Annotated in this window: 31 protein-coding genes and 2 tRNA genes; 28 read left to right on the top strand and 5 right to left on the bottom strand. The window is 68.7% G+C overall.

What is annotated here, in order from left to right; genetic code table 11:
- Positions 1 to 58 precede the first annotated feature (58 nt).
- The gene (locus P2T62_RS12850) at positions 59 to 2,200 is read left to right on the top strand and encodes a DUF7289 family protein (RefSeq protein ID WP_276257476.1); all 2,142 of its coding nucleotides are present in this window, start codon (positions 59 to 61) and stop codon (positions 2,198 to 2,200) included.
- Between the two features lie 6 nt (positions 2,201 to 2,206).
- Here P2T62_RS12850 and P2T62_RS12845 read toward each other — a convergent pair whose 3' ends face one another.
- A complete protein-coding gene (locus tag P2T62_RS12845) occupies positions 2,207 to 2,626 on the bottom strand; it encodes a universal stress protein (protein WP_276257475.1) in 420 nt (139 codons plus the stop codon).
- A 108-nt stretch (positions 2,627 to 2,734) separates the two neighbouring features.
- On the opposite strand from P2T62_RS12845, the gene P2T62_RS12840 reads away from it, so the two are divergent.
- The 8 genes from P2T62_RS12840 to P2T62_RS12805 all read left to right on the top strand — a co-directional run bounded on the left by P2T62_RS12840 (position 2,735) and on the right by P2T62_RS12805 (position 8,703).
- Positions 2,735 to 3,091, top strand: coding sequence for a winged helix-turn-helix domain-containing protein (locus P2T62_RS12840; RefSeq protein WP_276257474.1), 357 nt, complete (start codon positions 2,735 to 2,737; stop codon positions 3,089 to 3,091).
- Positions 3,092 to 3,164: 73 nt separating this feature from the next.
- Positions 3,165 to 3,458, top strand: coding sequence for a DUF7521 family protein (locus P2T62_RS12835; RefSeq protein WP_276257473.1), 294 nt, complete (start codon positions 3,165 to 3,167; stop codon positions 3,456 to 3,458).
- 264 nt (positions 3,459 to 3,722) lie between these two features.
- Positions 3,723 to 3,917: a hypothetical protein gene (locus tag P2T62_RS12830; RefSeq protein WP_276257472.1), complete on the top strand. Its 195-nt coding sequence runs from the start codon at positions 3,723 to 3,725 to the stop codon at positions 3,915 to 3,917.
- Between the two features lie 63 nt (positions 3,918 to 3,980).
- The gene (locus P2T62_RS12825) at positions 3,981 to 4,898 is read left to right on the top strand and encodes a 1,4-dihydroxy-2-naphthoyl-CoA synthase (protein ID WP_276257471.1); all 918 of its coding nucleotides are present in this window, start codon (positions 3,981 to 3,983) and stop codon (positions 4,896 to 4,898) included.
- A gap of 107 nt (positions 4,899 to 5,005) precedes the next feature.
- The gene (locus P2T62_RS12820) at positions 5,006 to 6,301 is read left to right on the top strand and encodes an ATP-binding protein (RefSeq protein WP_276257470.1); all 1,296 of its coding nucleotides are present in this window, start codon (positions 5,006 to 5,008) and stop codon (positions 6,299 to 6,301) included.
- Between the two features lie 79 nt (positions 6,302 to 6,380).
- Complete coding sequence (locus P2T62_RS12815; protein ID WP_276257469.1) at positions 6,381 to 7,397, top strand: PLP-dependent cysteine synthase family protein; 1,017 nt, start codon at positions 6,381 to 6,383, stop codon at positions 7,395 to 7,397.
- A gap of 114 nt (positions 7,398 to 7,511) precedes the next feature.
- The gene (locus tag P2T62_RS12810; RefSeq protein WP_276257468.1) at positions 7,512 to 7,961 is read left to right on the top strand and encodes a DUF7960 family protein; all 450 of its coding nucleotides are present in this window, start codon (positions 7,512 to 7,514) and stop codon (positions 7,959 to 7,961) included.
- A 130-nt stretch (positions 7,962 to 8,091) separates the two neighbouring features.
- Positions 8,092 to 8,703, top strand: a complete 612-nt coding sequence (locus P2T62_RS12805; RefSeq protein ID WP_276257467.1) for a response regulator transcription factor — start codon at positions 8,092 to 8,094, stop codon at positions 8,701 to 8,703.
- A gap of 49 nt (positions 8,704 to 8,752) precedes the next feature.
- Here the strand turns inward: P2T62_RS12805 and P2T62_RS12800 are convergent, their stop codons facing one another.
- Positions 8,753 to 10,315 (bottom strand): sensor histidine kinase, encoded by a 1,563-nt coding sequence (locus tag P2T62_RS12800; RefSeq protein ID WP_276257466.1) that lies wholly within the window; start codon positions 10,313 to 10,315, stop codon positions 8,753 to 8,755.
- Between the two features lie 139 nt (positions 10,316 to 10,454).
- On the opposite strand from P2T62_RS12800, the gene P2T62_RS12795 reads away from it, so the two are divergent.
- From P2T62_RS12795 to P2T62_RS12785, 3 genes are all read left to right on the top strand, one after another.
- Positions 10,455 to 12,554 (top strand): PKD domain-containing protein, encoded by a 2,100-nt coding sequence (locus P2T62_RS12795; RefSeq protein WP_276257465.1) that lies wholly within the window; start codon positions 10,455 to 10,457, stop codon positions 12,552 to 12,554.
- Between the two features lie 160 nt (positions 12,555 to 12,714).
- The gene (locus P2T62_RS12790) at positions 12,715 to 13,251 is read left to right on the top strand and encodes a CAP domain-containing protein (protein WP_276257464.1); all 537 of its coding nucleotides are present in this window, start codon (positions 12,715 to 12,717) and stop codon (positions 13,249 to 13,251) included.
- Positions 13,248 to 14,315: a hypothetical protein gene (locus tag P2T62_RS12785; RefSeq protein WP_276257463.1), complete on the top strand. Its 1,068-nt coding sequence runs from the start codon at positions 13,248 to 13,250 to the stop codon at positions 14,313 to 14,315. Before P2T62_RS12790 ends, P2T62_RS12785 begins: the two co-directional genes overlap by 4 nt.
- 3 nt (positions 14,316 to 14,318) lie before the next feature.
- Here P2T62_RS12785 and moaA read toward each other — a convergent pair whose 3' ends face one another.
- A complete protein-coding gene (gene moaA / locus P2T62_RS12780; RefSeq protein ID WP_276257462.1) occupies positions 14,319 to 15,314 on the bottom strand; it encodes a GTP 3',8-cyclase MoaA in 996 nt (331 codons plus the stop codon).
- A gap of 132 nt (positions 15,315 to 15,446) precedes the next feature.
- Between moaA and P2T62_RS12775 the strand changes: the two genes are divergently transcribed.
- The gene (locus P2T62_RS12775; RefSeq protein ID WP_276257461.1) at positions 15,447 to 16,634 is read left to right on the top strand and encodes a DUF7351 domain-containing protein; all 1,188 of its coding nucleotides are present in this window, start codon (positions 15,447 to 15,449) and stop codon (positions 16,632 to 16,634) included.
- Positions 16,635 to 16,656: 22 nt separating this feature from the next.
- Here the strand turns inward: P2T62_RS12775 and psmA are convergent, their stop codons facing one another.
- Both psmA and P2T62_RS12765 read right to left on the bottom strand, forming a co-directional pair.
- Positions 16,657 to 17,418 (bottom strand): archaeal proteasome endopeptidase complex subunit alpha, encoded by a 762-nt coding sequence (gene psmA / locus P2T62_RS12770; protein ID WP_276261618.1) that lies wholly within the window; start codon positions 17,416 to 17,418, stop codon positions 16,657 to 16,659.
- A complete protein-coding gene (locus tag P2T62_RS12765) occupies positions 17,415 to 18,176 on the bottom strand; it encodes an Ntn hydrolase family protein (RefSeq protein WP_276257460.1) in 762 nt (253 codons plus the stop codon). Before P2T62_RS12765 ends, psmA begins: the two co-directional genes overlap by 4 nt.
- Positions 18,177 to 18,408: 232 nt before the next feature.
- On the opposite strand from P2T62_RS12765, the gene P2T62_RS12760 reads away from it, so the two are divergent.
- The 15 genes from P2T62_RS12760 to rpsB all read left to right on the top strand — a co-directional run bounded on the left by P2T62_RS12760 (position 18,409) and on the right by rpsB (position 26,173).
- On the top strand, positions 18,409 to 19,467 hold the full coding sequence (locus tag P2T62_RS12760) for an Mrp/NBP35 family ATP-binding protein (protein ID WP_276257459.1): 1,059 nt from the start codon (positions 18,409 to 18,411) through the stop codon (positions 19,465 to 19,467).
- Complete coding sequence (locus tag P2T62_RS12755; protein WP_276257458.1) at positions 19,464 to 19,733, top strand: DUF7976 family protein; 270 nt, start codon at positions 19,464 to 19,466, stop codon at positions 19,731 to 19,733. The genes P2T62_RS12760 and P2T62_RS12755 overlap by 4 nt, the downstream gene beginning before the upstream one ends.
- Before the next feature lie 171 nt (positions 19,734 to 19,904).
- Positions 19,905 to 19,986 (top strand) — tRNA-Ser (locus P2T62_RS12750).
- 21 nt (positions 19,987 to 20,007) lie between these two features.
- Entirely contained in the window at positions 20,008 to 20,544 is a 537-nt protein-coding gene (locus P2T62_RS12745; RefSeq protein ID WP_276257457.1) for a 30S ribosomal protein S13, read from the top strand.
- Positions 20,544 to 21,068, top strand: a complete 525-nt coding sequence (locus tag P2T62_RS12740; protein WP_276257456.1) for a 30S ribosomal protein S4 — start codon at positions 20,544 to 20,546, stop codon at positions 21,066 to 21,068. Before P2T62_RS12745 ends, P2T62_RS12740 begins: the two co-directional genes overlap by 1 nt.
- Complete coding sequence (locus P2T62_RS12735; RefSeq protein WP_254822551.1) at positions 21,065 to 21,463, top strand: 30S ribosomal protein S11; 399 nt, start codon at positions 21,065 to 21,067, stop codon at positions 21,461 to 21,463. Before P2T62_RS12740 ends, P2T62_RS12735 begins: the two co-directional genes overlap by 4 nt.
- Before the next feature lies 1 nt (position 21,464).
- Positions 21,465 to 22,226, top strand: a complete 762-nt coding sequence (locus P2T62_RS12730) for a DNA-directed RNA polymerase subunit D (protein WP_276257455.1) — start codon at positions 21,465 to 21,467, stop codon at positions 22,224 to 22,226.
- A 219-nt stretch (positions 22,227 to 22,445) separates the two neighbouring features.
- Positions 22,446 to 22,530 (top strand) — tRNA-Leu (locus P2T62_RS12725).
- 29 nt (positions 22,531 to 22,559) lie between these two features.
- Entirely contained in the window at positions 22,560 to 22,916 is a 357-nt protein-coding gene (locus P2T62_RS12720; RefSeq protein ID WP_276257454.1) for a 50S ribosomal protein L18e, read from the top strand.
- Positions 22,913 to 23,353 (top strand): 50S ribosomal protein L13, encoded by a 441-nt coding sequence (locus P2T62_RS12715; RefSeq protein ID WP_276257453.1) that lies wholly within the window; start codon positions 22,913 to 22,915, stop codon positions 23,351 to 23,353. The genes P2T62_RS12720 and P2T62_RS12715 overlap by 4 nt, the downstream gene beginning before the upstream one ends.
- Before the next feature lie 5 nt (positions 23,354 to 23,358).
- Positions 23,359 to 23,757, top strand: coding sequence for a 30S ribosomal protein S9 (locus P2T62_RS12710; protein WP_276257452.1), 399 nt, complete (start codon positions 23,359 to 23,361; stop codon positions 23,755 to 23,757).
- 37 nt (positions 23,758 to 23,794) lie between these two features.
- Positions 23,795 to 23,989 (top strand): DNA-directed RNA polymerase subunit N, encoded by a 195-nt coding sequence (locus P2T62_RS12705; protein WP_254822546.1) that lies wholly within the window; start codon positions 23,795 to 23,797, stop codon positions 23,987 to 23,989.
- Positions 23,986 to 24,186 carry a DNA-directed RNA polymerase subunit K gene (locus P2T62_RS12700; RefSeq protein ID WP_420028373.1) on the top strand — a complete coding sequence of 67 codons (201 nt, stop codon included), beginning with the start codon at positions 23,986 to 23,988 and terminating at the stop codon, positions 24,184 to 24,186. The genes P2T62_RS12705 and P2T62_RS12700 overlap by 4 nt, the downstream gene beginning before the upstream one ends.
- The gene (eno, locus tag P2T62_RS12695) at positions 24,183 to 25,382 is read left to right on the top strand and encodes a phosphopyruvate hydratase (RefSeq protein ID WP_276257451.1); all 1,200 of its coding nucleotides are present in this window, start codon (positions 24,183 to 24,185) and stop codon (positions 25,380 to 25,382) included. Before P2T62_RS12700 ends, eno begins: the two co-directional genes overlap by 4 nt.
- On the top strand, positions 25,379 to 26,173 hold the full coding sequence (rpsB, locus tag P2T62_RS12690; RefSeq protein WP_276257450.1) for a 30S ribosomal protein S2: 795 nt from the start codon (positions 25,379 to 25,381) through the stop codon (positions 26,171 to 26,173). Before eno ends, rpsB begins: the two co-directional genes overlap by 4 nt.
- Positions 26,174 to 26,284 lie beyond the last annotated feature (111 nt).

Here is a 26,284-nt window from a genome sequence, read left to right as displayed (position 1 = left end):
CGTCGCGGCCGTTGAAACCAATAGCAAACGATATTCATTCAGATAACATATGGAACGCATGAATTCTCCACCTGGCAACCAGGGGCGCGATAGCGGCGAGGGCGGCGATCGTGGTGTATCGGAGGTGCTTGGCGCGATTCTCGTGTTCGGCCTCGTGCTGGCAGTACTGGCACTGGTACAACTGAGCGCCGTGCCAGCCGCGAACCAGCAGATCGAGTTCGAGCACAGTCAGCGGATCGAGGGTGACTTCCAGCAACTGGACGAGGCCATCGAGGGGGCTGCGACCGGCGGTGCCCGCGAGACCACGCCCCTCGAACTCGGGACACGCTATCCGCCGCGGCTGTTCCTGCTGAACCCGCCGCCGGTGAGCGGTGACATCAGCACGCGGGCGAGCGCGGTCAGGGTGTCCGGCTTCCAGGCGGTCGATCCCGAGGCACGCGAGTACCTCCAAGGGAACCTGCCAGTCTTCGAGTCCAGGGCGCTGAACTACAGCGCGGACTACAACGAGTACAGCGCGGAGCCACAGATCGGTTACGAGAACGGCGTGCTGTACAAGCGGTTCGCCGAGGACGACCAGCAGCAGGTCGTCGTCGACCGTGGCGCGCTCGTGAGCGGTCGCCGCATCACCATCACCACGCTGACGGGCGGGCTCGCGACCCAGCAGGTCGACGAGCTGTCGCTGGATGCCGTCCCCGTGAGTTCCGCGACCCGTCCGATCGGCGTCACGACCACGGGTGGTGCCACCATCCGGGTCGAGACCGCCCTCTCGGAGAACACCTGGAAGGAGGACATCCTCGGCTCCGAGTACGACCAGGCCGGGAACCAGGACGACCGCTACGTCAGTGACATCGAGTGTACGAGCGGTGCGGCCGACTCCGAGCCCTGCAACGGCGAACTCGTGATCACCTTCGAGCCTGGCACGTACAACCTCCGGATGGCCAAGGTCGGCCTCGGGAGCGGCTTCGACGAGGAACCCCCCCAGTACCTGACCAGCGTCGAGGGCGACGACAGCAGCATCCTGGAGACCCAGACGCAGCGACTGACCGTCGAGGTCCGCGACCGGTACAACAACCCCGTCAGCGGCGTCGAGGTTCCGTTCTCGACGACCGACGGCGAGTTCGAGATCTCGGGCAGCGGAAGCGCGACGGTGACCACCGACGAGGACGGGCAGGCGAGCGTCGTGTTCGAACCCACCGGAACCGGCGATGCGGAGATCGAGGCCGGGGACGTGGACCTCGGCGACGCCAACTCCAACCGTGACGACTACGAGCGTGTCACCTTCGACGTCTCCGTTTCGTCGGCGACCATCACCGACGACGACGACGACGGCGAGGGCGGCCGCCCGGACCGACTCCAGGACATCAACTCCCGCGATGAGGACGTCTTCATCGAGTCGGCCACGCTTGACGGGAGCGATACGATAGTCGTCACGTTCCGGAACACGAACGAGACGACCGAGAAGCAGTTCCAGACGGGCCGAATCCCGTTCGTCCTGGCCAGCGGGAACCCGGACTTCGCGACGCTCAGCAGCCCGACCGGGACGAACTACGGACAGCTCCTCATCGGGACCGAACTCAAGGACATCGGCCCCATCACGGTTCCGGCAGATGGGACCAGAACCGTCCGGTTCGACTTCGACGACACGCTCGAACAGTCCGGCGGGAGCGGGAACTTCGACGCGTTCTTCGTGTTCACCGCGCGGGTCGTCACGCCCGACCCGGCCAATCCGGGCCAGGCGCTCGACGGGATCACCCAGACGTTCTTCATCTCCGACGGCCTGGGGATCGACCCGTTCTCCCAGACCAGCGCGAGCAACGTCCAGCGCGGCCAGACCGCGACGACCCAGACGTTCACCTTCCAGTCGAACTACGAGATGGACCCGGGCCAGACCGTCACCATCGACCTGGACACCGCCCAGGGGCTCAACGGGGGTCAGCCGAACCCGGTCGACTACCGGTCGGCGAGCGTGAACACCGGCGGGTCGACGCTCCGGGGTGGAACCGCGAGTATCTCGGCCAGCGATGACGACGCGACCATCACCTACACGGTCGGTTCCGGCGGACTGTCCACCGGGAACAACCAGCGGGTGACGATCCAGCTCCAGGGCGTCAGGACGCAGTCGTCGGCGGCGACCGTCAGCGGTATCGACTTCGAGTGGAGTATCGGCGGGTCGGAGACGGTGAGCTTCAACGTCAACTGAGCTCCCCTACCGCACCACCAGCACGGGCCGCTCGGCCTGATTGACGACCCGCTCCGCGGTCGAGCCCATGTTCACCCGCTTCTCGCGCCCTTCGCGGCCGTGCGTCCCCACGACGACCAGTCCCACGTCCTCGGCCTCGGCATACGCGAGAATCTCGCGGAACGGCACCCCGTTCCGGACGGCCGTCTCGACGTGGACGCCGGCACCGCTGGCCGCGTCGGCGGCCTCGTCCACGGCCGTCTGGGCGCGTTCGCGGAGTTCCTCGCGGGTCGCCTCGGTGTCGTCGGCCGCGAGCGCGAGGCGCTCGTCGGCCACGGAGAGGACGTGGAGCGTCGCGCCGTGTGCGTCGGCGGCGGTGATGGCGTGGTCGAGGGCGGTGGCGGCGGCGTCGCTGCCATCGGTCGCGAACAGGATATCGTCGTACATGGGCGCCTCGAGGCCGGGGTCACACTTGAAACCGTCTCCCACCGACGGCGGGCGGTTCCGGGACGGGTGGGAGAAAAGCCTTTGTCACGGCACGCCCGACCTCTCTGCGTGGACGAAGACCGCAGCATCGAGGAGATCCTGAACACCATCGGCGACGAGCACGCGAGAACGGTCCTCGCGGCCATCAGCCGGAGCCCCCGGTCGGCGAAGGAACTCGCGGACGAATGCGACCTCTCGCTGCCGACCATCTACCGTCGGCTCGAACTCCTCCAGGAACACGACCTCATCACCGAGCGGACGGCGGTCGCGGAAGACGGGAACCACTACAACATCTACGAGTGCAACTTCGACTCGACCGTCATCGCGCTCAAGGACGAGGAGTACAAGGTGCGCATCTACCGGAAGGAGAACCTCCCGGACCGGTTCGGGGCGCTCTGGGACGAGCTCGGCTCGGACGCGGAGTGACCGAAGCGGCGATTTCAGGTCGCGCAGCCGACCGGATACTTTTTTAGCCCGCTGGGGCGCCTACAACGCAAGGATGGTCAACGTCTTCAGTGCCGTGTTGATACTGATGCGGCTGATACTCTTCGGCCTCTCGCTCGGGTTGACCGTCATCAGCTTCCAGTCGTATCAGCGCCGCCAGTCCCAGCGCCTGCAGTACGCCTTCATCGGGTTCGCCTTCATCAGCATGGGCGTCGCCGTCACCAACCTCACGACGCAGATCGGCACCACGGGCGCCGCCGCGGGGAACGAACTCGTCACCCTCCAGATCGCCGAGACGGTCCCCTTCATCGTCGGCTTCGCGATGATCTACCTGTCGCTCTATCGGTGAGAGCCACCGACCGAAGGCGGCACCGCCGGAACCCTCCTGTTCTCTGATGGCTGTGTTAACGAGATAATGGCTGGATTATATAATTAAATGGAGTATTCACAGATAATGTGCCAAATATTCTGTAGAGGTCTGGCATAGCTGTAATCGGAGCGTGGGCTGCTGGCGCGGCCCCCAGCGGCCGCTACGGCTCGTCGCGATGGTGGGATGAACCGCCGGGGGCCTTCGGCAGCAGGGCTTTGCGCCGGCCTGCTGCATCCGGGAGTGATGAGCGTCACCGGCGTCGGGGTGGACGACCGCTGGGCCGCGGGTGTCGCCGTCGGTGGGCTCACGTCCGCGTACTGGCTGGCGGCGGCACGGCCCCTGGTGGCGGTGCTCGTCGGGTCGCTGCTGGCCGCCTGGCTCGTGGGGCCCTCGATAGCGCAGCGGGGGCTTCCCGACCCCGACGGACCGCATCTCTGAGCGACCCCGGCCCGAATCGCCGCCGTCCGGGTGCTTTTGGTCCGTCCCGGCGCGACCCTCTGTATGCCAGTCTCCGAGACGTTCGACGCCGACCGATGGGAGCCCGTCCCGGGCTTCGACTTCCGCGACCTGACCTACCACCGCGGGACGGACGTGCCGGCCGTCCGGATCGCATTCGACCGCCCGGCGAAGCGCAACGCCTTCCGCCCCGAGACCGTCGACGAGCTCTACACCGCGCTCGACCACGCGAAGCGCCAGACCGATATCGGCTGTGTCATCCTCACGGGGAACGGTCCCTCCCCGAAGGACGGCGGTCGGTCGTTCTGCTCCGGCGGCGACCAGGCCATCCGGGGCGACGCGGGGTACGAGTACACCGCCGGCGAGGACCCCGACGCGAGTGGCGCCCCCGCCGAGGGCCAGCAGCAGGCCCCGCGCCTCCACATCCTCGAGGTGCAGCGACTCATCCGCCACATCCCGAAGCCCGTCCTCTGCGTGGTTCCGGGGTGGGCCGTCGGCGGCGGCCACTCGCTGCACGTCGTCTGTGACATGACGCTCGCCTCCGAGGAGCACGCGAAGTTCCTCCAGACGGACCCGGACGTGGCGAGCTTCGATGCCGGCTTCGGGTCGGCGTACCTCGCCAACCAGGTGGGCCACAAGCGCGCCCGGGAGGTCTTCTTCCTCGGGAGGACCTACTCGGCAGAGGAGGCCGTCGACATGGGGATGGCCAACGCCGCGGTCCCACACGACGAACTGGAGGACGTGGCGCTGGAGTGGGCCGCCGAGATGACGAGCAAGTCGCCGATGGCGATGCGGATGCTGAAGTACGCGTTCAACATGGACACCGACGGGCTGGTGGGCCAGCAGGTGTTCGCCGGCGAGGCGACGCGACTGGGGTACATGACCGAGGAGGCCGCCGAGGGCCGGGACGCGTTCAACGAGGGCCGGGACCCGGACTTCGACGCGTTCCCCTGGCACTACTGAGTCGCGACTGGGAGACAGTGTACCACCGAGCCGTCGGTTGACGGCCGTGTACCCTTCGCATACACGGCCACAGGCCTGAAGTGTCGTCCGAGCCTGCAGTCGATAGAATGGGTACCGGCGTCGAGACGGGCACGTCACCCGACGATATCGACCCCGAGGGCCCCGTCCGGACGATCCGGGCGCGGTCCCCATCGCTGATCGTCATCGCCTTCGGTCTCGGGCTGTTGACAATGACGACGTGGAACTTCCTCCGTGAACAGCAGACGCTCTCGGTCGACCTTCCCCCACTGGCCGCCGCCGGCATCGGGCTCTCGCTGTCGGTGGGGCTCCTGTACGCCGGCGTCTGGCTGGCCCGGTCGGACCTCGACTCCGACGAGCGGTGGCTCGTCGCACGGGTGACGGTCGCCGGAGGGGCCGTCTTCACGGGGATCATCCTCCTGACGATGCTCATCCGGGTTGCGGAGGGCCGAGCCATCGCGGAGGCGCCGTTCGTGCTGTTCACGGCGGCCGGCGGGGGCGGTATCGCGGGCAGCCTCGTCGGCGGGCTGTACGCCCGGGCGCGTCGCGACGCCCGGGTCGCCGAGTTCGCGCGTGCCGAGGCCGAGCAGGCCAGGGAGCGCGCCGAGCGGGCCCGGAGGGACGCCGAGGAGAACCAGCGGCAGCTGGAGGCGGCCCAGGCCGAGACCGAACGCCTGCTCGAGGAGGCGCGCCAGACGAAGGACGACCTCCGCCTCATCAACCGCGTCCTCCGCCACGACATCAAGAACAGCATCATGGTCATCGAGTCGCGCGCGGAGTTTCTCGGTGACGACCTCGAGGACGCAGCCACGACCGGGGCGGTCGACGACCGGGCCGGCGAGTTCCTCGACACCATCGTCGCCCAGGCCGAGGAGATCGAGCGCGAGGTCGAGCGGACGGGCGCGGTCATCGAGACAATCACCGACGAGGACCCCGATCTGCAGCCGACGGACCTGGGCGCCGCCATCGAGTCGCAGGTGGCGACGCTCCGCGACTCGTTCGATGTCGAGGCCCGCGTCGAGGGACTCGAGCGCGTGGCCGACGGCGATGGCGGGCCGAGCGTCCTCGCCAATCAGGTCCTCCCGGATGTCCTCGGCAACGTCCTCACGAACGCCGTCGTCCACCACGGCGGCGACGACCCGACCGTCGAGGTGCGCGTGGCGGCCGACGAGGAGACCGTGACGGTCAGCATCGCCGACGACGGGCAGGGTATCCCCGACGAGCGCAAGAGCCAGGTCTTCCACCGCGGCGAGTCCAGCGGGGACGGCGGTTTCGGCCTCTTCTTCGTGGACAGGATGATGCAGCAGTACGGCGGGAACGTCCGTGTCGAGGATGCGGACCTCGGTGGCGCCGCCTTCGTCTTCGAGTTCCAGCGCGCCGAGTGACGGCCTCGGCAGGGGTCACCATCCACCGCCCACGCCTCCGTCGGGTTCAAACCCCCCGGTCCCGAAGCGGCGGCCCACCATGAAGCGCGGAATCCTCGACACGCTCGGGTCGCCGCTGGTCCAGGTCCAGTCGCCCCCCGGGAGCGTCATCGCCGCGAAGGTAGAGTCGAAGAACCCGGGCGGGAGTGCGAAGGACCGCCCGGCCGTGGCGATGGTCGAGGCCGCCGAACGCGACGGCGAGCTGGAGCCGGGCGACCGCATCGTCGAGCCCACGTCCGGCAACACGGGCATCGGTATCGCACTCGTCGCCGCCGCGAAGGGGTACGATGCGACGCTCGTGATGCCCGGCTCGAAGTCGCCCGAGCGCCGCAACGTCATGCAGGCCTACGGCGCTGACATCGAACTCGTCGAGGGGGACATCTCCGCGGCGAAGGAGCGCGCCGACGAGATCGAGGCCGAGGAGGGCGCGGTCCAGCTCCGACAGTTCGAGAACCCCGCCAACCCGGAGGCCCACTACCGGACGACCGGCCCCGAGATCCTCGACCAGGTCGGCGACGCCGAGGTCGATGCGCTCGTCGCCGGCATCGGGACGGGGGGCACCATCACCGGTATCGGGCGCCGGCTCCGCGAGGAGTTCCCCGAGATGGACATCGTGGGCGTCGAGCCGGCCGAGAATGCGGTCCTGTCGGGTGGGGAGCCGAGCGACGACGACTTCCAGGGGATGGGGCCCGGGTTCGTCAGTCCCAACCTCGACACCGACCTGCTCGACGCCGTCGAGACGGTCGACATCGACAGCGCCGAGGCGGAGGTCCGTCGTCTGGCCCGCGAGGAGGGCATCCTCGTGGGCCAGTCCTCGGCTGCGTCGAACCTGGCGGCGAAGCGTGTCGCCCGCGACCTCGCCGACGCGGACACGGTGGCCGACGAGGACTGCCCCGTGCCCGACAACGAGACGCACGTCCTGGAGGACCGGCCGACACCCATCAGCGGCGAGACGGCCGGCACCCACATCCCCGAGGACTGCCCGCTCGTCGTCACGGTGTTCTGGGACTCGGGGGAGCGCTACGTCTCGACCGGGCTGTTCGACCACGAGGAGTGACCCGAATTTCCCCGTTTCAGTCACCCCTCTTCCCGGCCCCGGATGGCGATTTTGGAACGGGCGGTCGCCGCCGGCAGCGCGGCATCTTTGTCCCTGCCAGCCCTCGGTATCGTTATGTACACCGGGAAGACCCAGCAGCCGTGCTGTCTCTGCGGGCGCGAGGAGACGGACGTCCGCATCGACATCCCACCGCGGGCGGTCCAGCTGCTGGAGAACTCGGGTCCCATCGCCTGGCGTGACATCGAGGGTGACGTCTCCCTCCACTTCTGCGAATCCGACTGGGAGACGGTCCGTGACCTCGTGCTGGACGCCGGGATGACGCCGCTCCCCCGGTGTAATGCGGCCCGCGCGGACTTCGTCCTCCGGGAGGATTTCGAGGCCCTGCTGAACGACGTGCGGGAGGAACCGGACCAGGCGCCGCTGGAGCGGGAGATGCTGGCCGAGGCCGACCGGGTGGTCGCGGAGTTCGACGACGCCGATTCGCTGCACTCCGAGCGGGCGCTCGTGGAGGCCCGTATCGTCCAGTGGGCGTTCGAGGAACTCGGCGCGCAGCCGACGCCCTGAACGCTCCCGGAGAACCCCCCGCGAACGGCCGATCAGCCGGCACCGGCAGCAATGGTCCGAAAATTTATATATGTCTGACGGAAGAACTATTCGATAGCAGTACGCGGGTACTTCACAAGATACCCCGCCCATGTCCGATGGAGACCTCGCGACCGTCCTGATCGCCGACGACGAGCCCGCCATCGTCGACGGCCAGGCGTCACGGCTGAAGGCGAAGTACCGAGTCCGACGGGCTTACGGCGGCCGTGAGGCACTCGACGGCCTCGACGAGACGGTCGATGTCGCGCTCCTGGACCGGCGGATGCCGGACCTCTCGGGCGACCAGGTCCTCGAGCGAATCCGTTCGGAGGGGTACGCCTGCCGGGTGGCCATGCTCACCGGAGTCGAGCCCTCGTTCGACATCGCCGAGATGGGCTTCGACGACTACATCCGCAAACCCGTCGATGAGACCGAACTCTTCGCGGTCGTCGAGAACCTCCTCGCCCGGCAGACCTACGACGAGGGGCTCCGCGAGTTCTACTCCGTCTCACGTCGCATCGCGCTGCTCGAGACCGAACACGACCGCGCAGAACTCGTCGACAACGACGCCTACGGCCGGCTGGTCGACCGCCGTGCAGCCCTGCGAGCCCACCTCGACGACGCGCTGGACGACCTCCGGGAGATGGAGGGCTACGCGGTCGCCGTCGACGAGGCGCTCCCACCGGAGCAGGCCGGCGGTGAACACCGCGCCGGCGGCGACTGAGTACCGAGCACGATCTCGGTAACTTCCGGTTCCCGGTTACTGGTTACGCTCAGGGGGCCAGTACCACGCGTGCACCGCCGGACTCGCTCTCTCCGATGTCGACGGTCCAGCCGTGCCGCTCCGCGACGAGGCGGACCAGTCCAAGCCCGACACCGGTGCCATCGCCGCCCGAGTGACCCCACTGGAGCACCCGTTCACGCTCCTCGGGTGGGATACCTGGCCCGTCGTCGGCTACGTAGAACCCCTCGTCGTCCCCGACGGGGCCGATCTCGACGGTGAGTTCCGACGCGGAGTCACGGTCACTGCCGTCGGCTCCAGCGGGCCGTCCCTCTGCTCCCGCTTCACCGGTTCCGGACCCGTGCTCCGCAGCGTCTTGCTCCCCCGGAGCAGGATTCGACGAGCCATGCTCGACGGCATTGCGGAACAGGTTGATGACCGCCAGCCGCAGCAGTGCGCTGTCGACCTCGAGTGTCGCGTCCTCCACCACGAGCGTCGCGTTCGGGGTCGAGATGGCATCCCACGACGATTCGGCCACCTCACGCAGGTCCGTCCACTCCCGGTCGGGTTCCGCGCGGGCCAGTGCCCGTGTCTCGTCGGTCAGTCCCTCCAGCCGGTCGAGTGCACGTGCCACGTGGTCGAAGTGTTCGGCATCCCCGTGTTCCTCGGCGAGGTCGAGTTGGAGGCTGGCCGCCCCGAGCTGGTTGCTCAACTCGTGGGCCAGTACGTCCGCGAGTAGGCGGAGTCGGTCCTCGCCGGCATCGGAGGCTCCGCTGTCGGTCGTGGTGGCCGCGATGGCCGCCCCGAGATCGGCGAGGGTAGCCCGCTCGCTGGCGGGCACCCCACCCGGCCGGTCCGCGACGAGGTGGAGGACGGCCCCGGGGTCGGTGGGGATGCGTACCGCGAGCAGATGGGTGCCCTCGGTGGCCGACTGACTCCCCGCCGTCTCCAGTCGCTCGGTGAACACCGCCGCATCCCCGTCGGCGGCGACCGCCCGGAGGGTTGCACTCCCTTCGGTCGATGCGCCCGCCTCGTCGGTCGCCGGATCGACCGGCACCGCGCGGAGGTGGTCGACCGGGACGCCCGCCGCGGCGACCGGCTGGAGGACCCGTCGGTCGGTGTCGTGTCGGCCGACCCAGGCGGCCGAGTACGGTCCCGTCGGCGCGGCCGAAGCGACCACTGCCTCGGCCACCGGCTCGAGGCCTTCGTCCCCGTGTCCGCCGATCGACCTGATGGTGTTCCGGAGCAGTGTCTCGGCTCCCGAGCTCCGCCGTGCACTCCGGTCGAGCAACGCGTCGGTACGCACCTCCTCCAGCGTCCGAGCGGTGGCCGCCGTGGCCGTCCGATCCACGACGGCCGCCGCAGTTGCACCGACGCCGGGCGGTCCGTCATCCGGCCCGACCGCGACGACGACGGCGGCCTCGCCCCCGTCCCGCACTCGACGGACAACCGTCGCAATCGGGAGGTCAGCCGCCGTGGCGTCCACGACGACACACGCCACGTCCCCACGCTGGAGGAGTGATACCGCGTCGTGGACCCCGTCGTACCGCGTGACGGGCGCGTCCAGCGCCGCCGCCACCTCATCAAGCGCGGCGGTCGCCGGGAGCAGTACCATCCCCATCCCCATCTTCGTCTTGGCTAGTCTCTGGGGCGGACGGTCTAAACCCTAGTGGTCACCGTCCGACGTTCCTCTCCTCCACGGTCATGGTGAAATTTTATAACGGGGGGCGCAGGTAAAATCCCGCAGACGATAGATGCAAGCAACACGCGCTCGACTGGTCCCGCTCGTGTTGCTCGTCGCGGCTGCTACGGTCGCTACGGGCGGCGTCGTGGGGGCGGAGGAACCACCGCTGGCAGACGCCGGCCTCGACCAGCAGGTCCAGCAGAACGCGACTGTCCTGCTCGACGCTGCCGGCTCCCGGGACCCCGACGGCGAGATCAGGTCGTACTCCTGGACCATCGAGACTCCCGACGGACGGACCGTCCGGCCCGCCGACCCCGACGCGGCCCGAACCTCCTTCGTCGCGCGCCAGCCCGGCCGGTACGAGGCCACCGTGACGGTCACCGGCGAGGATGGGCAGTCCGCCTCGGATACGCTCTACGTCGATGTGGTCCCCCACGCCGACCCTGGGCTGCCCGAGACGCCGGACTCGCCCCCGACGGATACCACTCCCGGCCTCCCGGAGTCCTCCTCTCCCGTCTCCGATGGCGTCGTCGACCCGGCCACGCCGGATGCCCCGCTCTCGACGACCGACGCCCCCTCGCCCACCGACACGGCCGCCGCGAGCGGGTCGGGACCCGCCTGCCCATCCGCGAGGACCCGGGTCGGAAGCCTCGGCTGTCTCCAGGGTGAGGACCCGCCCGCCACGGTCGAGGTGCAGGGCGAACTGTACGTCCGGCAGGGGAGCGTCCACACCTACACCGCCCTCGTCGAGGACCGTCCCGGCGGGAACGAACGCCTGGACTGGTCGGGCGGCGTCGGGACGGGGAACACCCTCACCCGGATGTTCGCCGAGCCGCCCGGCTCGACCGTCACGATCACCGCCACCGTCGACGACGGCGAGGGACACACCTCCTCGGACTCCATCGTCGTCCACGTCGTTGCCGGGAACAGTCCACCGGAGGTGCGCATCGAGGGTCCGACGCAGGCCTGCGTGGGTGAACCTGTCGAGCTCGAGGGCTACGCGGTCACCTCGGAGGAGAGCGACGAGATCATCGACTCGACCTGGCACAGCGACCCAACCTTCGTCCCCCAGGGCCCCGGCCGCTACGAGGTCGGGTTCTCCGCGACTGACCGACAAAACCAGACCGCGAAGACGACGCACACGGTTACGGTTCGGGAGGATGGTGGGTGTGCTGAGGAAGGTCCAAATTTACCGGATACTCAAAGAGGAAGTGGGGAGGATAAATTGCTCATCAGGGCATCAGACGACAACTGGGTCGAGGGATCCGAGGTCTCTGCACTGATGCGAGCGAACGAGAAGGTACCGGAATCCGGAGCGCTGGAGAAACTGGCCGATGTCGGTGCAGCTACCGGCAAGTTCGGTGAGGCCTCCGCCGAACTCGTGACGGGGAACCGGGAGACGATGGTCGTCACCATGTCGGCGGAGAACGCGAGCGAACTGGCGGAGAAGATTGAATCGACTCCAAGCGACGACACCGTGGCTGGTGCGGCTGGACCCCGCATCAATGAACACGAACGTCTCAAGAACGCCCGCGTGAAGGACCCCGTTGAGACGGAGGATGGCAGAGTCAGGGTAGTTATCAGGATCGGAAAGAACAACGAGGGAAGCCCGGATCAGTACGAACAACCTGACTCGACGGCGAGCAAACAAGAGGCATTGTCTGGACGCAGAGAACCCGAGTCGACTTCGGAGGGCGGAACCGCGGAGTCGGCAGAACCATCGCTGCCGTCCAGCGATGAACAGACGAACGTGCTGGAACGGTCTGGACCAGTGGACAGTGCGACACAGGTTGCTGATACGGTCAGTGAGACGGTCGAATCCGCCGTCAGTTCACTCGTCGGGGGGACAGCCGATTCCGGCGGTACTGATGCAAGCCCGGCGGATACTGGGGGAACCGGATCACCGGAACCGGACGAATCGCCCGGGGCCGATACGTCGAACGGCGGGGACAGTTCATCGGGGACGGGTTCGGAGGACACCACTGAGGACGACAGCACGGACTCCACGAGTGGGTCGATTACTGAGGCATTCAGCGAGATTGCCGGTGGGGATTCCTCCGACTCGAGTGAACCGGACGACAACTCCGGAGACAGCTCGGATGGTTCGGGGTCAGACCCCAGCGATGGATCGAACATAGGCGGCGACAGTCCGTGGGGTGGATTGCTATGAGCGCCGTCCCCGCTCCACCGCTCTGTGCCGGAGGTGTTCGCGGATGAACCGCCGTCGTCTGCTCCGCCGCTCCGGGACCGTCGCGCTGTCCGGGCTCCTCGCGGGATGCACCGACGCATTTGTCGGACGCACTACTCCCCCGACCCCGACTCCGTGTCCAATGCCGGAGTTCGATGCGATAGAGAGTGACGACTACGAACGCATTGAGCCGTTCGAACGAGCGGTCTTCGAAGCTGTCAACGAATCCCGTGAAGCACAGGGATTGGTAACACTCGAATGGGACGGAGTGCTGGCATATATTTCGCGTCTCCATAGTAGGAATATGTCACAATCCGGATTCTTTTCTCACACAGATAATGAGGAGCGTGGCCCAAGAGACCGGATTAAGGGATTTAATTACGCCTGCGCCAATTCTTTCGCTGAAAATCTGTACAAGATATCTAACTTCTATTCAGGCTATGAACAAGATATAGAGAATATTGGGAAAGAAGCTGTATCAAGTTGGAAGCACTCTCCAGAACATCGCGAAGTGATGTGGAGCGAGGTCGGCGGCGTCGCCGGCGTTGGATGCTACATCAACGCCGACAACGATGTCTACGTCACCAACCTGTTCTGCAGCCACGACCCGGCCGATGCCGAGGACGCGGGAACTGGGACCCCACCCGAGGACTGCTACTACGGGGGTGAGCGTCCGTGAGGCGGAGCCGTCGCTCGGTCCTGGTCTCACTCGCCGGTAGCGCGACTCTGTTCGCGGGTTGTGGGTCGACCGGCGGGGGAGACTCCCCGACGGAGCGCGCCACCGGCACGCCGACCGTCACGTTCGCCACCGCGACCGGGGGGACCGAGTCCCCGTCACCGGCCGACCGCCGGACCGAGACACCGGATGCAGTCACGCGTGCGACCACGACCGCACGCACCGAGATATCGACAGCCATCGAGCGACTCAACGCCGCGGCCGTCGTTGAGGACGGCGATGTCGGCATCGTTACGGCGAACGCGTTCGCCGAGTACGCCCGTGCCGAGTCGCCCCGGCCACCGATACAGCGGGCCCGCGGGGCTCTCGACGGGGTCTCTGACCGCGCGACGGCCGACCGACAGCGGGCCGTCAACGGGCTGCTGTTCCTCTGTGAGTATCTGGAGACGAGAGCCGTACAGCACGACCGCATCGTCGACGGCTTCTCGTCGTTCTACGAGGCGACCCAGGCCTTTCCGACCGAACTGGAGCTGGAGACCGCTCGGGCTGCCGTCGGGGACATGCGGACGCTACGCCAGCAGGTTGGGACCGCAGGTGGCGTGCTCGACCGCATCGCCCCGCGTGCGGATGCGCTGGGGGTGTCGGGGTTCGCGGTCGACACCGCAAGAGAGCGGCAGTCGACCTTCCGACGCATCGCTCGCGAGTTCGAACCGGCGTTCGCGGGGGCGCTCTCGACGATGCAGGTTGTCGGGCTCCTGAGCGCGACCGGGCCCGCCATCGAACGCGGGAACTACGAGCGCGCAGCCGGGTTCGCGGCGGACGCGACGGTGGCCGCCGACAACGCAACTTCGCGACTCGATACCGCATCCGAGCGGAATGTCCGACACTTCTCGGCGACGTTCGAGCGGTACCGCTGTCTGGCCACGAAACTGCGGACCGTCGCCGAGCGGTACGGCGACGCCGCCGAGGCCTACCTCAACGAGGCGCCCGAGAAGGGGCGCGAGCACTACCGGTCAGCGAAGGAGGATCTCGGAACGACCGAGGAGGAGTGCGGAATCGAACTCTGAGGGTTACGCCCCGACGTAGTCCTCGATGTACTCCTCGTTGACGACCCATTCGCCGTCGTCGTCGCGGACCATGTACTCGCCGTAGTAGGGGACGCGGTCGGCGACCGTCTCCCGGAGCGCCTCGCGGATCTCGGGTTTCGTCATCTCGCCCATCGGTTTCAGGTCGTCGTTGCGGTTGAGACAGCCTTTCAGGAAGCCCTGGTGGGTCACGCGGACGCGGTGGCAGTTGGCGCAGAAGGTCTCGTTCCCCACGGGGTCGACGATCTCGACCATGCCGGTCGCCGTCTCGTCGGAGTCGTCGGGGCTGACCCAGTACCGCCGACGGTGGTGCATCTCCCGGTGCTCGACGTGGTCGGCCTGCTCCTCGAGCCAGCCGTGGACGCGGTCGATGTCGACGGCCCACTCCGGACGGCCCGCGAGTTCGGGCATGTACTCGATGAGCTGGAGCTGGAGGCCTTCGGTCTCGGCGACGTGGTCGACCATCTCCGGGACGTAGCCGGCGGTCTGCTCGAAGACGACCATGTTCAGCTTGACCGGCGTCAGCCCGGCATCGACGGCAGCCTGGACACCCTCCAGGACGGCGTCGTACTGAGTACTCTGGGTGACCTCCTGGAACGCGGTCGGGTCGAGCGCGTCCTGCGAGACGTTGACCCGGTCGAGGCCGGCGTCGCGGAGTGCCGCCGCTCGCCCGGGCAGGAAGGTACCGTTGGTGGTGAGAGAGGTCTCCATCCCCTTGGGAACGCGGCGGACGATCTCCTCCAGGTCCTCCCGGAGCATCGGCTCGCCGCCGGTGAACTTCACGCTGTCCACGTCGAACTCGGCTGCCACCTCCAGGAACCGGACCACGTCGTCCGTCGACATCTCGTCGTCCGCCGGCTCCATCGGCCCTCGCGTGTCGCCGAGTCCCTCGTTGTGGCAGTAGACGCAGTCGAAGTTGCAGCGGTCCGTCAGCGATACCCGGACCCCCGTCAGTTCGCGTCCGTGCCCGTCGACCAGCATTGCCTGAACCTTCGCCCGGGGACGTTTAATCGTGCGGGCACGATTGCGCCTGATGTAATCGTATTGGGTTACGTGACGGCCCGGGTTGCGGCTGCCACGTCGCTTAACCGGGTCGCCGTCCAACCCGTGGCAATGAGTGACGCCGTTCCGGGCGACGCCGGCACCGGTGACGGGGCCGACGGGGAGTGGGCGGACCACGGCGACCCCGTCACGGCTGCGAGCGACGCGTTCGCAGCTCTCGGCGGCGAGACGCGGATGGCAATCGTCAGGACGCTGTTCGAGGCCGAGCGAGAGGCGGGCCGTCCGGTGACGCGGTCGTTCTCGACGCTGTTCGAGGCCAGCGACGAGGAGACGACGGCCGGCTTCGCCTACCACCTCCGGCAACTGCCCGAGACCTACCTGCAGAAGGTCGAGCAGGCCGAGCACGACGAGGGGGCGCCCGACGACGAGGCCGGATACCGGCTGACGGCTGCCGGACGGCGGGTGGCCCGGGCCATCGCCGCGGGCACGTTGACAGAGAGCGCCGACCGCGACCCGGTCGATCTGGAGGCCATGTGCCCGTTCTGTGACGAGTCGGGGCTCCACGCGGCTGGCGACGATACGGTCCTGACCGTCGCCTGCAGGGCCTGCGAGCGCGAGGTCCTCGCGCTCCCGTTCCCGCCGGCCGGCTATCGGGCCCACGACGACGGGTCCCTCCCGGACGCCGTGGACAGCTACTACCGGGGTCGGATCGCCACGATGCGGGACGGGACCTGCCCCGAGTGTGGCGGTGTCGCGGAGACGGCTGCCGAGGTCGTGGGGACGGCGGACGCGGCCGGGGCGGCGAGCGCGTCGGGGACGGCCGGGTCCGGGGACGACGAGCCCGGAGACACGGCCGGTGACGCGACCGCCGCCCGTGCCCGGATGACCTGCACGGCCTGTGGCTACCGGCTCCGGTGTCCGGTGACGCTGACGGTGCTCGACGAGCCGGCCGTCGTGTCGACGTTCCACGCCGCGGGCGTCGACCTCGCCGAACGGCCCCTGTGGAACGTCGGCCCGGAGTGGCGCGAACGGGTCGTCTCGACGGACCCGCTCGCAATCCGTGTGACGGCCCGGGTCGGCGGCGAGGAACTGGCCTGCTTCGTCGGGCGGGACCTCTCGGTGGTCTACACGGACCGCCTGACGCCCGACGACGACGGCGACGACCGGCGCTCGAGCGTCGGCGCCGGAGCCGGGAGCGGTGCGGACCAGTCGGTCGAGCAGGCGAGCGACGAGCCGGAGGAAGCCGACGCCGGAGCCGACCAGCCGAGTGTCGGCGAACCCGACTCCGCGACCGCGTGAGAAGAGCAGGAACGGGGTGGGGTTACTCCTCGTCGCTCTCGTCGGCGCCCTCGTCGAGCAGCCCGTGCTCGTCGAGGTGGTCACCGATCTCGCTGCGCTCCAGTGCCTCGAAGGTGGCCGTCTCGGCGTCGATGGTGGCCGCGCTCATCCCCTCCGGGGTGAGGTCGCCGTCGGCCGTGGCGGCCAGCGCCTCGAACGCGAGGCGGAGGCCGTCGTCGACGGTCTCGAGCTCGTCGTAGCCCTCCTCGAGTCGGTCCTGTGCCTCGCGCTGGTTCCCGCCGACCGCGACGGCCTTCCACTCGTAGGGGGTGCCCGACGGGTCGGTCTCGAACAGGCGGGGCTCGCCGCCCTCGTCGACGCCGGCGATGAGCAGCGCACAGCCGAACGGTCGCGCGCCACCGGTCTGGGTGTACTCCTGGATGTTGTCCGTGATGGCCTTCGTCAGCGTCTCCGTGTCGACGGCCTCGCCGTAGCGGAGCTTCTCGACCTGCGCGCGGCGACGGGCGAAGTCGACGAGCTGGCGGGCGTCGGCCGCGTGGCCGGCGGTGGCGACGCCGAGGTGGTCGTCGGCCTTGTGGATTTTCTCGACGCTCGCGGCGACCTGCAGCTCCGAGCGGAGCCGCCCGTCGGCCGCGAGGACCACACCCTGGGGGGCCCGGATGCCCACGGCGGCGGTGCCGCGTTTCACCGCCTCACGCGCGTACTCGACCTGGTAGAGCCGGCCGTCCGGCGAGAAGATGGTGATGCCGCGGTCGTACGCCTGCTGTTGGCTGTTCTGCATTATCGGACACCTCCGGCCGCCCCACCCATATGGGCACCGGTCGCGTCACGTAGCTCCGTCTCCACGCCGTCGCCGGTCACCCGCGCGACCACGACCCCGTTCCCGGAGGCCGTGTCGCGCTCGCTGGCCGCCAGCACGGCGTCGACGGCTGTCGGGACGGCTACCTCGACGTCGGCGTCGGGGTCGTACTCGCGTTCGAGCGCGCCCGTCGCGACCGTCATCCCGCTCCCGGTCGCGGCGTAGGCCGACTCCTCGATGCGACCGCCCGCGCCGTCGAGCTGGTAGAGGTGGGGCTCGCCGGCACCGTTCTCGTCGGCACCGGTGGGGTCGACGCCACCCAGGAGCGGACTGACCGGGAGCCCGCGAAGGATGGCGCTCCCGACGGTCGAGAGCGCCTCCATGCTCATCCGGCTGCCGCGCCGGTTCTCGTACAGGTCCGCCTCGGCGCGGAGCTGCTTCAGGTAGGCCTGCGCGGCCCCGACGGTGCCGGCTATGGTGACCGCGGCGGTCGGGTGGACCTGCTCGACCTTCACGACGCTCTTGTTGGAGACGAACTGGCCGCCCAGGGACGCCCGCCGGTCGGTCGCCAGGACGACGCCGTCGGCGGCGACGATACCCACCGTCGTCGTTCCGGTACTGTACTCGACGCCCCCCTCGGCGGACTCGTGGCCGCCGGGGAGGGCGCTGTGCGTGCCCGCGTTCGTCCCGAACGGGTCGAGAGACCCGTCCAGGTCGAGACTCGGGCGGTCGTCGGGGGTCATGCACCTGACGTGAGGGCCGTCGGAGGGATACGTTCTCGCTAAAATTTCCTTTAGCCGCTGGTTGCTCGATAAGTCCGGGTGTTTGGGGCGGGAATCTCAGTTTCGTCACCTGTGTATCGATTCTGCCTGATACATTCTCTCGGCACCTCCCCGCCGTCGGTGGCCGTCCACCCGCGCTCGTTGCGGCCCGCCGTCACAATCCTTATCGCCCGCACGGGGCCTATCGCCGGTAATGGTAGACCGCAACGAGGTTCTCGACGCGCTGCGATCCGTGACGGACCCGGACCTCGGGGACGACATCGTATCGCTGGGACTCGTCAACGACGTGACCGTGGGGGACGCCATCGAGGTCGACCTCGCGCTGGGGGCCCCGTACTCGCCGACCGAGACCGGCATCGCCGAGGAGGTGCGGACGGCCCTCTCGGAGTTCGGCCTGTCGGTCGAACTCTCGGCCAGCGTCGACCGCGGCGTCGCGGCCGAGGACCAGATCCTCCCGGGCGTGAAGAACATCATCGCCGTCGCCTCCGGGAAGGGCGGCGTCGGCAAGTCGACCGTCGCCGTGAACCTCGCGGCCGGCCTTGCCGACCGCGGGGCCCGTGTGGGCCTGTTCGACGCCGACGTGTACGGTCCGAACGTCCCGCGGATGCTGGATGCGGGCGAGGCGCCGAAGGCGACCCAGGACGAGACGATGATACCGCCCGAGAAGTTCGGCATGAAGCTCATGTCGATGGACTTCCTGCTCGGGGAGGACGACCCCGTCATCTGGCGGGGGCCCATGGTCCACAAGGTCATCACGCAGCTCTGGGAGGACGTCGAGTGGGGCGCCCTGGACTACATGGTCGTCGACCTGCCGCCGGGGACGGGCGACACGCAGCTGACGATGCTCCAGTCCGTGCCCGTCTCGGGGGCGGTCATCGTCACGACCCCGCAGGAGGTCGCCCTCGACGACGCACGCAAGGGGCTCCGCATGTTCGGCAAGCACGACACGCCCGTCCTCGGCATCGTCGAGAACATGGCCGGCTTCCGCTGTCCGGACTGTGGCAGCACGCACGACATCTTCGGTGCCGGCGGCGGCGAGCGCTTCGCCGAGGAGAACGATATGCCGTTCCTCGGGTCGATTCCGCTCGATACGTCCGTGCGTGAGGGTGGCGACTCGGGCAGGCCGGTCGTCCTCGACGACGACAGCGAGACCGGCGCGTCGTTCCGTGACTTCGTCCGCACGACCGCGGATATGCAGGGCATCGTCCACCGGCGACGACACCAGCAGCGGGCCGGCACCCCGGAGCAGTGAACGACGACGGCACCGGGACCGACGAGCGGGCCGGCGGCGGCCAACCGGCCGACGACCCCGAGCGAGCAGCCATGCTCCGTGAGGTGGCCCGGGAGGTCCGGGACGACAGCGACGAGGCAGAGCGCGTCGCGGCCATCCTGTTCCGGGTGTCGGACCTCTACGACCCGGACGAGGAGACAGACCCGGAGTCCATCTACCGGAACATGCGCACCATCCTCCGCGTGACCGAGCGCGGGACGCTAGAGCGGGACCGGGACGGGAAGTGACGCCCGGTGCCAGAGCGACGCTACCGCCGGGAGACGGCCTCGCACACGCGGGCGGCATCACTACGTTTTTATGCACCTGTCCGGTACGGGCGAGTGCAAACACTGTAGCGGGTGTCCGGCACCCGCGAGTTCCGGCTCGCTCGGAGCGACCATAGCACGCAGAACGGCTGAGCGACGGTGGCCGAGTGGTCTAAGGCGCAGGGTTGCTAACTCTGTGGCGCAAGCCTCCGGGGTTCGAATCCCCGCCGTCGCGCTAGCCACACCACAACAAGATATGAGTGCAGAAGACCCAGACGCGGACGAGTCGGAGGCCTCCGAGGAGGAAGAGGAGGACATCCGGTACTTCGTCCGCATTGGACAGACCGACCTCGACGGCACCAAGTCCGTCGAGCGGTCGCTGACCGAGATGAACGGCATCGGGCACCGGGCCGCCCGCCTCATCGCCGAGAAGGCAGGCGTCGACCGGCGCGCCGTCTTCGGCAAGCTCGACGACGACGTCATCGACAGCGTCGTCGAGCTGGTCGAGGGGTACGCCGACGAGGTGCCCGACTGGATGAACAACCACCAGAACGACTACTTCAGCGGGTCCACGACGCACGAGATCGGCAACGAGCTCGAGATGACGCGTCGTCAGGACATCAACCGCATGAAGATGATCGACTCGTACAAGGGCACCCGCCACGAGCGGGGCCAGAAGGTCCGCGGGCAGCGGACCAAGTCGACGGGCCGGACGGAGGGCACCATCGGCGTCAACGTCGAGGCGATCAAGGAAGAGCAGGCGGCCGAAGAGGCCGCGGGTGAGGACGAATAATGGCACTCGGTAGCAACACCAAGTTCTACGAGACGCCGAACCACCCGTACCAGGGCGAGCGCATCGACGAGGAGGCGGGACTGCTCGACCGGTACGGCCTGAAGAACAAGGAGGAGCTGTGGCGCACCCAGTCGACGCTGCGCTCGTTCCGGCGCGAGGCCCGCTCGCTGCTGGGCCAGACGGAGGCCGACGAGGCCTCCCAGCGTGCCCGGGACCAGTTCCTCGCACGCCTGCGCCGCATCGGCGTCCTCGGCGACGACGACGGCCTGGGCGACGTGCTGGCGCTGGACGTCACCGACGTCCTCGAACGGCGCCTCCAGACCGTGGCCTACCGCCAGGGGCTGGGCAACACCGCCGACCAGGCACGACAGTTCATCGTCCACGGGCACGTCACGGTGCGCGGCGCCCGCGTCACCCGGCCGGGCTACACCGTCGAGGTGGCCGAGGAGGACCACATCGACTTCGACGAGAACAGTCCGCTGGCCGACGACCTCCACCCGGAACGCGCAGGTGAGCAGGAATGAGCTCCGAGGAAGACGTACCACAGGACCGGTGGGGAGTCGCCCACGTCTACGCGTCGTTCAACAACACCGTCATCACCGTGACGGACCTGACCGGCGCCGAGACCATCGCGAAGTCCTCCGGTGGGACGGTCGTGAAGCAGAACCGGGACGAGGCGTCCCCGTACGCGGCCATGCAGATGGCCGAGGTCGTCGCCGAGGAGGTCCAGGCCGCGGGCCTGGAGGGCCTGCACGTGAAGGTGCGTGGCCCCGGCGGTAACCTGCAGAAGAGCCCCGGCCCGGGCGCACAGGCCACCATCCGCGCACTCGCACGCGCCGGTCTCGAGATCGGCCGCATCGAGGACGTGACGCCCATCCCGCACGACGGGACGCGGGCACCCAAGAACAGCGGGTTCTGACATGAGCGAGGACTACGAGGTGGAGTTCATCGACCGGGACGAACGCGACGCCCGGTTCGTCGTCCGCAACATCACGCCCGCCTTCGCCAACGGCATCCGGCGGGCCATCGTCGCGGACGTGCCGACGCTGAGCATCGACACCGTCCGTGTCATCGAGAACTCGTCGGTGATGTTCGACGAGCAGATCTCGCTCCGCCTCGGGCTCGTCCCGCTGACGACGCCCGACGACTACGAGGAGGGCGACACGGTCACGCTCGCGCTCGACGTCGAGGGGCCCGACACCGCGTACTCGGGCGACCTCGTCTCGGCCGACGACCAGGTCCAGCCCGCAGACGAGAACATCCCCATCATCGACCTCAAGTACCCCGAAGGGGCCGATTCGCCCCAGCGCCTCGAGGTCGAGGCGGAGGCCGTGATGGACCGCGGGAAGGCCCACGCCAAACACCAGGGCGGCGTGGCCGTCGGCTACCGGCACCTCCAGCGGGTGGAGGTCGTCGGCGACGTCGAGGAGTTCGAGGCGGGCGAACCGAACGTCCTGCGCGGCGTCATCGAGGACGACGGCGAACTCGTCCCCACGGAGGAGTTCGACCACGACCTCGCGAAGCGCTACCCCGGCAAGGAGGTCGAGGTCCACGACGTGCCGAACGCGTTCGTGTTCAGCATCGAGAGCGACGGTTCGCTCTCGGTCGAGGACCTCGTCCTGAACGCCGTCGACACCATCGCCGGCCGCGCCGACGAACTCGAACAGGCCGTCCAGCTGTAACGCACGACGAACGAGCAATGAACCCGACAACCGTGACCCCACGACACGCCGGCACCACCCTGCCCGGCACACGCTCGCTCGCATGGGGCCCGACGCCCGCGACGGCTTCGCCGTCGGCGGGGACACGGGCCGACGAGCGGCGGGACCACGTGGCCCGTGCTGCCCCCGACCACGGGACCGAAAGCGGTTTGAAGGGAAGCGACGAACGGGTGGATGCGCGCAGGGATAGCCAAGTCTGGCCAACGGCGCAGCGTTCAGGGCGCTGTCCCGTAGGGGTCCGCAGGTTCAAATCCTGCTCCCTGCACTCCACCCTTCTGCGGAACTCTCACAACAATGAGCAGTAACAAGACGAATCCGAGGCTCGCCAGCCTCATCGCCGACCTCAAGTCCGCCGCCCGCAACGGCGGCGGCGACGTGTGGGGCGACATCGCGGAGCGGCTGGAGAAGCCGCGCCGCACCCACGCGGAGGTCAACCTGGGCCGCATCGACCGCTACGCCCAGCCCGAGGAGACCGTCGTCGTGCCGGGCAAGGTGCTCGGCTCCGGCGCACTCCGCACGGACGTCACGGTGGCGGCCGTGAACTTCTCCGGCACCGCCGAGACGAAGATCGAGGCAGCTGGCGAGGCAATCACGCTAGAAGAGGCACTGGACCGCAACCACGAGGGCGCAGACGTCCGGGTGATCCGATGAGCTACGCCGAGTACGACGCCGACATCGTCGTCGACGCACGGGACTGCATCCTGGGTCGCGTCGCGAGCAACGTCGCCGAGCGCGCGCTCGACGGCGAGCGCGTCGCCATCGTCAACGCCGAGGACGCGGTCATCACCGGCCGCGAGGAGGACACGATGGAGACCTACCGCGAGCGCGCACGGGTCGGCTCCGACCGCGGGCCGTACTACCCGAAGCGCCCCGACGGCATCTTCAAGCGGGCCGTCCGCGGCATGGTCCCGTACAAGACGACCCGCGGGCGCGAGGCGTTCGAGCGTGTCCGGGTCTACGTCGGCGACCCCTACGACGACGGGGAGGCCGAGGTCATCGAGGGTACCTCGCTGGACCGGCTGTCGAACATCCGCTTCACCTCGCTGGGCGACATCAGCGAGGAACTCGGTGCCAACGTCACCTGGTAACCAGTATGGTCACGAACACCTCAGGCAAGAAGAAGACCGCCGTCGCCCGCGCCACCGTCACGGACGGGAGCGGCAAGGTACGTATCAACTCCCAGCCGGTCGAGCTGGTCGAGCCGGAACTCGCCCGCCTCAAGATGACGGAGCCGTTCCGCATCGCCGAGGACGAGCTGCGCGAGGGCGTCGACATCGACGTCACCGTGCAGGGTGGCGGGTTCTCCGGGCAGGCCGACGCCGCCCGGACCGCCATCGCGCGCGGCCTGGTCCAGCACTCCAACGACGCCGAGCTGCGCGAGGCGTACATGAGCTTCGACCGCTCGCTGCTGGTCAACGACGTGCGCCAGTCCGAGCCGAAGAAGTGGGGCGGCCCCGGCGCACGGGCCCGCTACCAGAAGTCGTACCGCTAACCGCACGCCCACACTCAACACACAAGGTGATACACCAATGATGGTACCCGTCCGCTGCTTCACGTGCGGCAAGGTCGTCGGCGAGCACTGGGAGGAGTTCAAGTCCCGCACCCGCGAGGGGGACGACGACCCCGAACAGGTGCTCGACGAGCTCGGCGTCGAGCGGCACTGCTGTCGCCGGATGCTCGTCTCGCACAAGGACCTGGTCGACGTGGTGGCACCCTATCAATGATGGCGGGGCCGGACAACCGCTACGAGAAGGCACGCATCATCGGCGCGCGAGCGCTGCAGGTGTCCTTCGGGGCGCCCGTGCTCATCGACACGGAACAGACCGAACCCATCCTCATCGCGGCCGAGGAGTACGACGCCGGCGTCCTGCCGTTCACGGTTCGCCGGAGCGACAAGCCCGGGGCGGAGGAGGCCGAATGACGCTCGTCACCGAGGTTCGGCTCCGGCGCATCCTCGACTCTCGAGGCTCGCCCACGGTCGAGGCCGAGGTGCGCACCGAATCCGGCGGCCACGGCCGCGCGGCCGCGCCGTCGGGCGCGTCGACCGGCGAGTACGAGGCCGTCGAGCGACCCGCGGGCGAGGCCATCGCCGCCGCCCGCGAACTCGCCGTGCCGCGCATCGAGGGGCAGGTGTACGCCGGCGACCAGCGCTCGGTGGACGCCGCGCTTCGGGCCGCCGACGGCACCGAGGACTTCTCGGAGATCGGCGCCAACTCCGCCGTCGCCATCTCGATGGCCGCGGCGAAGGCGGCGGCCGACGTGCTCGGCGCGCCGCTGTACCAGCATCTCGGTGGCGCCTTCCGGGGCAACGAGTTCCCGACGCCGCTGGGCAACGTCGTGGGGGGCGGCGAGCACGCCGCCGACGCCACGCACATCCAGGAGTTCCTCGCCGCGCCGGTCGGCGCACCCTCGGTCGCGGACGCCGTGTTCGCGAACGCCGAGGTCCACGCCGCCGTGCACGACATCCTCGAGGACCGGGACGTCCCGGCCGCGAAGGGTGACGAGGGCGCCTGGGCCCCCAGCATCGACGACGCCGAGGCGTTCGAGATCGTCGACGAGGCCATCGAGCAGGTCGAGGACGCCGTCGGCTTCGAGATCCGCATGGGGCTCGACGTCGCCGGCGCCGAGCTGTACGATGGCGACGCCGACGCGTACGTCTACGGCGACCGCGAGCGCTCGCCCGCCGAACAGCGCGACTACATCGCCGACCTGGTCGACGAGTACGACCTCGTCTACGTGGAGGATCCGCTGGACGAGGACGACTACGCCGGCTTTGCCGACCTGACCGAGCGGGTCGACGACTGCCTGATCTGTGGCGACGACCTGTTCGTCACGAACGTCGCGCGCCTGCAGGAGGGTATCGACCAGGGTGCCGCCAACAGCATCCTCGTCAAGCCCAACCAGATCGGCACGCTCTCGGACGCGTTCGACGCCGTCGAGACCGCACACCGTGCGGGCTACGACGCCGTCGTCTCGCACCGGTCGGGCGAGACCGAGGACACGACCATCGCACACCTCGCCGTCGCGACCGCGGCCCCGTTCATCAAGACGGGCGCGGTCGGTGGCGAGCGCACCGCCAAGCTGAACGAACTCATCAGAATCGAGGAATCCGCATGAGCGACAACGAGGAAGGCCTCGAGGCCGAGGCCGACGCCGAGGAGGCGCCGGCCGAGGCCGCCGAGGTCGACGACGACGAAGCACCGCCCGCCGCCGAGGAGGCGGCCGAGGAGACAGCCGAGGACTCCGGCGGCGACGCCGACGCCGAGGAGGCCGAGGCCGACGCCGAGGAGACGCCCGTCCTCGACGAGAACGTCATGCCGGACGAGGAGGCCGACCTCCTCATCCCGGTCGAGGAGTACCTCCAGAGCGGGGTCCACATCGGGACCCAGCAGAAGACGAAGTCGATGGAGCGGTTCATCCATCGCGTCCGCACGGACGGCCTGTACGTTCTGGACGTCTCCCAGACCGACCAGCGCATCCGCACGGCGGCGTCGTTCCTCTCGAACTACGCCCCCGAGCAGATCCTGGTCGCGTCCTCGCGCCAGTACGGCCGCTTCCCGGCCGAGAAGTTCGCCGAGGCCGTCGGCGCCCGCGCCCGGACCGGCCGGTTCATCCCGGGCACGCTGACGAACCCGAAGTACGACGGCTACATCGAGCCCGACGTCGTGGTCGTCACCGACCCCATCGGTGACAGCCAGGCCGTCAAGGAGGCCATCACCGTCGGCATCCCGGTCGTGGCGATGTGCGACTCCAACAACACCACGTCCAACGTGGACCTGGTCGTCCCGACCAACAACAAGGGGCGCAAGGCCCTGTCGGTCGTCTACTGGTTGCTGGCCAACGAGACGCTCGACAACCGCGGCGCGGAGCCGTCCTACGCCCTCGAGGACTTCGAGACGGAACTGTAGACGCGCGACGACTTTCGTTCTCCGGCGCGCCCGTCAACTGGCCGAGTAGACTGCCGAGTGTCCGCCGGTGAGTGGCTGGCGACGTGTCTGCGGCCCGGTCGGCGACCCACT

It is taken from the genome of Haloglomus litoreum, assembly GCF_029338515.1.
Taxonomy (GTDB): Archaea; Halobacteriota; Halobacteria; order Halobacteriales; family Haloarculaceae; genus Haloglomus; species Haloglomus litoreum.
Note: the sequence above shows the minus strand (reverse complement) of the source record. Positions and strands in the feature narration are given on the sequence as shown.

What these genes read in the sequence shown, in the direction of transcription:
- P2T62_RS12850 (WP_276257476.1), top strand. Translation starts at nt 59, where the DNA reads ATGAATTCTCCACCTGGCAACCAGGGGCGCGATAGCGGCGAGGGCGGC.
- P2T62_RS12845 (WP_276257475.1), bottom strand. Translation starts at nt 2,626, where the DNA reads ATGTACGACGATATCCTGTTCGCGACCGATGGCAGCGACGCCGCCGCC.
- P2T62_RS12835 (WP_276257473.1), top strand. Translation starts at nt 3,165, where the DNA reads ATGGTCAACGTCTTCAGTGCCGTGTTGATACTGATGCGGCTGATACTC.
- P2T62_RS12830 (WP_276257472.1), top strand. Translation starts at nt 3,723, where the DNA reads ATGAGCGTCACCGGCGTCGGGGTGGACGACCGCTGGGCCGCGGGTGTC.
- P2T62_RS12825 (WP_276257471.1), top strand. Translation starts at nt 3,981, where the DNA reads ATGCCAGTCTCCGAGACGTTCGACGCCGACCGATGGGAGCCCGTCCCG.
- P2T62_RS12820 (WP_276257470.1), top strand. Translation starts at nt 5,006, where the DNA reads ATGGGTACCGGCGTCGAGACGGGCACGTCACCCGACGATATCGACCCC.
- P2T62_RS12815 (WP_276257469.1), top strand. Translation starts at nt 6,381, where the DNA reads ATGAAGCGCGGAATCCTCGACACGCTCGGGTCGCCGCTGGTCCAGGTC.
- P2T62_RS12810 (WP_276257468.1), top strand. Translation starts at nt 7,512, where the DNA reads ATGTACACCGGGAAGACCCAGCAGCCGTGCTGTCTCTGCGGGCGCGAG.
- P2T62_RS12805 (WP_276257467.1), top strand. Translation starts at nt 8,092, where the DNA reads ATGTCCGATGGAGACCTCGCGACCGTCCTGATCGCCGACGACGAGCCC.
- P2T62_RS12800 (WP_276257466.1), bottom strand. Translation starts at nt 10,315, where the DNA reads ATGGTACTGCTCCCGGCGACCGCCGCGCTTGATGAGGTGGCGGCGGCG.
- P2T62_RS12795 (WP_276257465.1), top strand. Translation starts at nt 10,455, where the DNA reads ATGCAAGCAACACGCGCTCGACTGGTCCCGCTCGTGTTGCTCGTCGCG.
- P2T62_RS12790 (WP_276257464.1), top strand. Translation starts at nt 12,715, where the DNA reads ATGCCGGAGTTCGATGCGATAGAGAGTGACGACTACGAACGCATTGAG.
- moaA (WP_276257462.1), bottom strand. Translation starts at nt 15,314, where the DNA reads ATGCTGGTCGACGGGCACGGACGCGAACTGACGGGGGTCCGGGTATCG.
- P2T62_RS12775 (WP_276257461.1), top strand. Translation starts at nt 15,447, where the DNA reads ATGAGTGACGCCGTTCCGGGCGACGCCGGCACCGGTGACGGGGCCGAC.
- P2T62_RS12765 (WP_276257460.1), bottom strand. Translation starts at nt 18,176, where the DNA reads ATGACCCCCGACGACCGCCCGAGTCTCGACCTGGACGGGTCTCTCGAC.
- P2T62_RS12760 (WP_276257459.1), top strand. Translation starts at nt 18,409, where the DNA reads ATGGTAGACCGCAACGAGGTTCTCGACGCGCTGCGATCCGTGACGGAC.
- P2T62_RS12745 (WP_276257457.1), top strand. Translation starts at nt 20,008, where the DNA reads ATGAGTGCAGAAGACCCAGACGCGGACGAGTCGGAGGCCTCCGAGGAG.
- P2T62_RS12740 (WP_276257456.1), top strand. Translation starts at nt 20,544, where the DNA reads ATGGCACTCGGTAGCAACACCAAGTTCTACGAGACGCCGAACCACCCG.
- P2T62_RS12735 (WP_254822551.1), top strand. Translation starts at nt 21,065, where the DNA reads ATGAGCTCCGAGGAAGACGTACCACAGGACCGGTGGGGAGTCGCCCAC.
- P2T62_RS12730 (WP_276257455.1), top strand. Translation starts at nt 21,465, where the DNA reads ATGAGCGAGGACTACGAGGTGGAGTTCATCGACCGGGACGAACGCGAC.
- P2T62_RS12720 (WP_276257454.1), top strand. Translation starts at nt 22,560, where the DNA reads ATGAGCAGTAACAAGACGAATCCGAGGCTCGCCAGCCTCATCGCCGAC.
- P2T62_RS12715 (WP_276257453.1), top strand. Translation starts at nt 22,913, where the DNA reads ATGAGCTACGCCGAGTACGACGCCGACATCGTCGTCGACGCACGGGAC.
- P2T62_RS12710 (WP_276257452.1), top strand. Translation starts at nt 23,359, where the DNA reads ATGGTCACGAACACCTCAGGCAAGAAGAAGACCGCCGTCGCCCGCGCC.
- P2T62_RS12705 (WP_254822546.1), top strand. Translation starts at nt 23,795, where the DNA reads ATGATGGTACCCGTCCGCTGCTTCACGTGCGGCAAGGTCGTCGGCGAG.
- P2T62_RS12700 (WP_420028373.1), top strand. Translation starts at nt 23,986, where the DNA reads ATGATGGCGGGGCCGGACAACCGCTACGAGAAGGCACGCATCATCGGC.
- eno (WP_276257451.1), top strand. Translation starts at nt 24,183, where the DNA reads ATGACGCTCGTCACCGAGGTTCGGCTCCGGCGCATCCTCGACTCTCGA.
- rpsB (WP_276257450.1), top strand. Translation starts at nt 25,379, where the DNA reads ATGAGCGACAACGAGGAAGGCCTCGAGGCCGAGGCCGACGCCGAGGAG.